The 859-nt window shown below is 59.0% G+C and carries 2 pseudogenes; both read left to right on the top strand.

The window, feature by feature from the left end:
- A pseudogene (locus tag BTH42_RS34205) lies at positions 1-450 on the top strand (type VI secretion system tip protein VgrG); the annotation flags it as partial.
- Positions 447-859 (top strand): annotated as a pseudogene (locus BTH42_RS34200) (hypothetical protein); the annotation flags it as partial. The pseudogenes BTH42_RS34205 and BTH42_RS34200, both read left to right, overlap by 4 nt.

Below are 859 nucleotides of genomic sequence, written 5' to 3'. Positions count from 1 at the left end.
CGAAAAGAACTCACGCTTGAATCTGGCGGCGCGTTTATCCAGATGAAGGACGGCAGCATTACGCTGGGCGGCCCGCTCGACCTGTTCCTGAAGGTCATCACGATCCAAAAAAAGGGTAAGGCATCGCAGGGGCCGAACTTCGACGTACTGCCATCCGGCAAGGTCGGCGACACATCCAATTTCCTCGAAATCGTTCACCACTACGACGATCTCGAGCCGGTAAAGGACGCGCCGTACACGGTACGTCTGAGTGACGGAGCCACGCTGTCCGGCACGCTCGACGCCACGGGTTTTGCGCGCCTCGAGGGCGTGCCGCGAGGCAAGGCGACAGTCGAGTTGAGCGAAGACGCACGCCAGTGGGCTGGCGAGCCGAAGCGCCCTAATGCCGACTCAGATGCGGCGACCGACGCTCAATCGGCCATCAACCTTGTCAGGAAATTCCTTTCATGATTGCCAGAGTATTGCCTATCACCCAGGTCAAACCGGACCTGAAAGACTCGGTTCGGATGGCCGTAGCGGAAATCGAACGTTTTCTCGCCATGTTCTACCCGATCGACAGGATTCGTCAGCAGGAGTCCGCGCTAGCGATTGCCGGTCAGTGGCTCTCGCGCGTGAAGGGATTTCACGACGACGACGATTTCCTCCATCTGGTACGTGATTTCCTGTCATGGGTGCTCAGTGGCGGCGAGCGCTCGCTGGCGTCCGACCAGTTGTCGTTTCTCTTTTCAGGCTTCATGCCGAGCTACGGCACGGCGCGCACCTTTCTCGACATCGTGAATGACGGTGGAACCTGGCCGGACGTGCGGGCCTTCATGCACAGTCAGGCTTACGGTGACGCGAAGCAGTACGTCGAATCGTT

The sequence above is a fragment of the Burkholderia sp. SRS-W-2-2016 genome (genome assembly GCF_001931485.1).
GTDB lineage: Bacteria > Pseudomonadota > Gammaproteobacteria > Burkholderiales > Burkholderiaceae > Paraburkholderia.
Note: the sequence above shows the minus strand (reverse complement) of the source record. Positions and strands in the feature narration are given on the sequence as shown.